Below are 1,512 nucleotides of genomic sequence, written 5' to 3' on the forward strand. Positions count from 1 at the left end.
CCTGCGCGCCGACCTGTCCGAGGTCAGCGAGCTGACGCCCGTCGTCGCCGCGTTGGCCGCGCTCGCCGACGGGCCGAGCGAGCTGCGCGGCGTCGCGCACATCCGCGGCCACGAGACCGACCGGATCGCCGCGCTGGCCACCGAGCTGCGCAAGATCGGTGCGGAGGTCGTCGAGCACCCCGACGGCCTGGAGATCACCCCCGGACCGCTGCGGGCGGCCACCCTCGAGACGTACGCCGACCACCGGATGGCCCACGCGGCGGCGGTGCTGGGACTCGCCGTCGAGGGCGTCCGGCTCACCGACGTAGCGTGTACCTCCAAGACCCTGCCGGAGTTCCCCGAGCTCTGGGCCGACCTCGTGACAGGGAGCTGAAGCTGCCGGGCAAGAAGCGCGAGTACGACGAGGACGACGTCCGGATCAGACCGGGGCGGTCCTCGCGTCCGCGTACCCGCACCAGGCCCAAGCACGAGGACGCCGTCGACGCGCTCGTGATCACCGTGGACCGCGGCCGGTACGGCTGCATCCGGGAGGACGCCGAGCACCTCGACGAGCTGATCACCGCGATGCGCGCCCGCGAGCTGGGCCGCAAGTCCGTGGTCGTCGGCGACCGGGTCGCCCTGGTCGGCGACACCTCCGGAGCCCCCGGCGCACTGGCCCGGATCGTGCGCATCGCCGAACGCACGTCGGTGCTGCGCCGCACGGCGGACGACGACGACACCACACCCGAAGGCCGGCTCGAACGCGTCGTGGTGGCCAACGCCGACCAGCTCGTGATCGTCAGCGCGCTGGCCGACCCGCCGCCACGGACCGGCTTCATCGACCGCTGCCTGGTGGCGGCGTACGACGCGGACATCGAGCCGCTGCTCTGCCTGACCAAGGCCGACCTGGCCGGGCCGGCCGCGGTGCTCGACTACTACGCCGAGCTGGACCTGCCGTACGTCCTGGTCAAGCCGGAGAGCGACCTCACCGAGGTGCGCGACCGGCTGGCCGGGCGCATCTCGGTCATGGTCGGCCACTCCGGCGTCGGCAAGTCCACGCTGGTCAACCGGCTGGTGCCGGACGCGCTGCGGGCGGTCGGCGTGGTCAGCGCGATCGGCAAGGGCCGGCACACCTCGACCAGCGCGGTGGCGTTGCGGCTCCCCCGGGTGCAGAAGAAGGGCGACCCCGGCTGGATCATCGACACGCCGGGCATCCGCAGCTTCGGGCTGGCCCACGTGAGCGCGGAGAGCCTGCTGCACGGCTTCCCGGACCTGGTCGAAGGCACGGTGGACTGCCCGCCGAACTGCGGTCACACGGCCGCGGACGTGGACTGCAAGCTGGACGCCTGGGTGGCGGCGGGCAAGGCCGACCCGCGGCGGCTGGCGTCGTACCGCCGGCTGTTGAGCTCGCGGGCCGGCGAGGACAACTCGCGCGATCAGAGCGAGTAGCACCGGGCCTGGCGGCGGCCCTGGGCCGGGCGACCGCGGCCCGGCGCGGAAGGGCGGCCCGGCGTGGCGCGGAGAGGCGGCCTG

General features: G+C 74.1%; 1 protein-coding gene and 1 pseudogene. Both read left to right on the forward strand.

Features of this window, described 5'->3' with window-relative positions; all coding sequences use genetic code 11:
* Positions 1-373 (forward strand): annotated as a pseudogene (locus tag AB0C29_RS47950) (3-phosphoshikimate 1-carboxyvinyltransferase); the annotation flags it as partial.
* Positions 346-1,428 carry a ribosome small subunit-dependent GTPase A gene (gene rsgA, locus AB0C29_RS47955; protein WP_360550599.1) on the forward strand — a complete coding sequence of 361 codons (1,083 nt, stop codon included), beginning with the start codon at positions 346-348 and terminating at the stop codon, positions 1,426-1,428. The pseudogene AB0C29_RS47950 and the gene rsgA, both read left to right, overlap by 28 nt.
* Positions 1,429-1,512 lie beyond the last annotated feature (84 nt).

It is taken from the genome of Actinoplanes sp. NPDC048791 (assembly GCF_040650095.1).
GTDB lineage: Bacteria > Actinomycetota > Actinomycetes > Mycobacteriales > Micromonosporaceae > Actinoplanes.